Raw genomic sequence first — 2948 nt, forward strand, 5'->3', positions numbered from 1 at the left:
CGACTGCCAGTTTCGAGGTCGGCTTGATCGGGTCGGCGACCGCCAGCAGCCCGGCCAGCGTGCCGTCCACCGCCAGGTACATGATGCTCACCCCGTCGCCGCGCAGCCGTTCGGCGCTGGCCTGCAGCGGGCCGGCATCCACGCCGGCATCGGTCATCAGCGCGGTGTTGCCCAGCTGCAGGCGGCGGCCCTCGACCTGGCCGCGCACGCCGATGCCGGAGGTCGACTCGAACGCCTCGGGGGGGCTCAGCGCCAGGCCCAGGGCGCGGGCCTGATCGACAATGGCGTGGGCCAGGGGATGTTCGCTGCCCTGATCCAGGCTGGCGGCCAGGCGCAGCACCTCGTCGCGCGCGAAGCCGGGCGCCGCCTCGACGCTGTGGAACGCGGGGCGGCCTTCGGTCAGGGTGCCGGTCTTGTCGACGATCAGCGTGTCGATCTTGCGCAGGTTCTCGATGGCGCCGGCGTCGCGGAACAGCACGCCGCTGCTCGCCGCCTTGCCGGTGGCGACCATTACCGACATCGGCGTGGCCAGGCCCAGGGCGCACGGGCAGGCGATGATCAGCACCGCCACCGCGTTGATCAGGCCGAACACCCAGCTCGGCTCCGGCCCCCACAGGCCCCAGACGAACAACGTCAGGATGGCGATGCCGATCACCACCAGCACGAAGTACCCGGCGATGACATCGGCCAGCCGCTGCATCGGCGCCTTGGAGCGCTGCGCCTGGGCGACCATCTGCACGATCTGCGCGAGCACGGTCGCGCTGCCGACCTTCTGCGCCTGCATCACCAGGCTGCCGTGGGCGTTCAGGGTGGCGCCGATCAGGCTGTCGCCGGCGCGCTTCATGATCGGCAGCGGCTCGCCGGTCAGCATCGACTCGTCCACCGCGCTTTCGCCGTCCAGCACCAGACCGTCGACCGGCACCTTCTCGCCCGGTCGCACGCGCAGGGTGTCGCCGCTGTGCACGTGGCTGAGCGGAATGTCTTCTTCGCTGCCGTCGGCATTGATGCGCCGCGCGGTCTTGGGCGCCAGGCCGAGCAGCGAGCGGATCGCCGCCGAGGTCTGCGAGCGCGCCTTGAGTTCGAGGATCTGGCCGAGCAGGGTCAGCGAGATGATCACCGCCGCCGCCTCGAAGTACACGCCGATGCGCCCGTCCTGTACGAAGTCGGCGGGAAACACGCCCGGCGCCAGGGTGGCGACCAGGCTGTACAGGTAGGCGGCGGCGGTGCCCAGGCCGATCAGCATCCACATGTTCGGGCTGCGCAGCCGCACCGGGCGCACGCCGCGCACGAAGAACGGCCAGCCGGCCCAGAGCACCACCGGGGTGCTCAACGCGAGTTCGACCCAGTTCTGCGCAGCGCCGTGGAACAGGTTCAGGGCATGCCCGCCCATGGCCAGCACGGTGACGATCACGGTCAACGGCAGGGTCCACCAGAAGCGCCGGGAGAAGTCCCTGAGCTCCGGATTTTCCTCTTCTTCCAGTTCCGGCATGACCGGCTCCAGCGCCATGCCGCAGATCGGGCAGGTGCCCGGGCCGATCTGGCGGATCTCCGGATGCATCGGACAGGTGTATTCGGCGGCCGCTGCCGTGGCGGCCGCCCCTGCGTCGGGCGCGGCAGCCGGCGCGTGATCGGCGTGCCGGGCGGACAGGTACTTGTGCGGTTCGGCGCCGAAGCGGTCCAGGCAGTGCTGGCTGCAGAAGCGCAGGCGCTGGCCGGCATGCTGGGCCTGGTAGGGACTGTCGGACTTGACCGTCATGCCGCACACGGGATCGCGGTCCGGGACGGCGGCACTTGCAGGGTGTGGGTTCGGCGGGCTGGGCATGGCGGGATTCCTTTTACCTGTTGGCACCGTAGCGTCGGATGGCTGACATCAGGCTGAGCCCGGGATTACTTTTCTGTCAGCTTGTGGTCAGCGTCGTTCGGGCGCTGCACACTGCCCGCGTCTGTTTCCCGTGGGGGGTGTTGCCCATGAAACTCCTGGTCGCCGAAGACGAGCCGAAAACCGGTACCTACCTGCAGCAGGGCCTCGGCGAGGCCGGCTTCAGCGTCGACCGCGTCACCAGCGGCGCGGATGCCGTGCAGCAGGTGCTGAGCGAGTCCTATGACCTGCTGATCCTCGACGTGATGCTGCCCGGCCTGGACGGCTGGGAAGTGCTGCGCCGGGTGCGCGCCGCCGGCCAGGACATGCCGGTGCTGTTCCTCACCGCCCGCGACCGGGTCGAGGACCGGGTCAAGGGCCTGGAGCTGGGCGCCGACGACTACCTGGTCAAGCCCTTCGCCTTCTCCGAGCTGCTGGCCCGGGTGCGCAGCCTGCTGCGCCGCGGCAACCCGGCGGCGGTGACCACCCACCTGCGCATCGCCGACCTGGAGGTGGACCTGCTCAAGCGTCGCGCCGTGCGCGCCGGGCGGCGCATCGATCTGACCGCCAAGGAATTCGCCCTGCTGGAACTGCTGCTGCGCCGGCGCGGCGAGGTGCTGCCCAAGTCGCTGATCGCCTCGCAGGTGTGGGACATGAACTTCGACAGCGACACCAACGTGATCGAAGTGGCCATCCGCCGGCTGCGCGCCAAGATCGACGACGACTTCGAGCCCAAGCTGATCCACACCGCGCGCGGCATGGGCTACATGCTCGACGAGCCCGAGCCGTCATGAGGCGCCTGTCGCTCACCGCGCGGCTGAGCCTGCTGTTCATGCTGGCGGTGGCCGGGGTGCTGGCGGGCTCGGGGTTTTTCTTCAACCACCTCAGCCAGCACCATTTCGACGAGCTGGACCAGCAGACCCTGAGCGTCGCGGCTGCCGCTGCCGAACGCCTGCTGCGCGAGGCGCCGCCGGCGAGCCGCGACGGGCAGCTGCGCGCGCTGTTCAGCGGCCAGGCCGACCTGCAGGCGCGCATCCGACTGCCAGTTTCGAGGTCGGCTTGATCGGGTCGGCGACCGCCAGCAGCCCGG

General features: G+C 70.1%; 3 protein-coding genes. 2 read left to right on the forward strand and 1 reads right to left on the reverse strand.

Annotated features, from left to right (window positions below; genetic code table 11):
- Window positions 1-1756, reverse strand: a 1756-nt coding sequence (locus AS93_RS0117590) for a heavy metal translocating P-type ATPase (protein WP_027591809.1), incomplete at its 3' end; no start/stop codon positions are given.
- Window positions 1757-1968: 212 nt separating this feature from the next.
- Here AS93_RS0117590 and AS93_RS0117595 point away from each other — a divergent pair.
- Both AS93_RS0117595 and AS93_RS0117600 read left to right on the forward strand, forming a co-directional pair.
- Window positions 1969-2652 (forward strand): heavy metal response regulator transcription factor, encoded by a 684-nt coding sequence (locus tag AS93_RS0117595; protein ID WP_027591810.1) that lies wholly within the window; start codon window positions 1969-1971, stop codon window positions 2650-2652.
- Window positions 2649-2921 (forward strand): hypothetical protein, encoded by a 273-nt coding sequence (locus tag AS93_RS0117600; protein ID WP_027591811.1) that lies wholly within the window; start codon window positions 2649-2651, stop codon window positions 2919-2921. Before AS93_RS0117595 ends, AS93_RS0117600 begins: the two co-directional genes overlap by 4 nt.
- Window positions 2922-2948 lie beyond the last annotated feature (27 nt).

Source organism: Pseudomonas sp. RL, from assembly GCF_000647775.1.
GTDB classification, from domain to species: domain Bacteria; phylum Pseudomonadota; class Gammaproteobacteria; order Pseudomonadales; family Pseudomonadaceae; genus Serpens; species Serpens flexibilis.

Excerpts from the sequence above, each read along its gene's own strand:
- AS93_RS0117600 (WP_027591811.1), top strand. The coding sequence starts at position 2,649 with ATGAGGCGCCTGTCGCTCACCGCGCGGCTGAGCCTGCTGTTCATGCTG.
- AS93_RS0117595 (WP_027591810.1), top strand. The coding sequence starts at position 1,969 with ATGAAACTCCTGGTCGCCGAAGACGAGCCGAAAACCGGTACCTACCTG.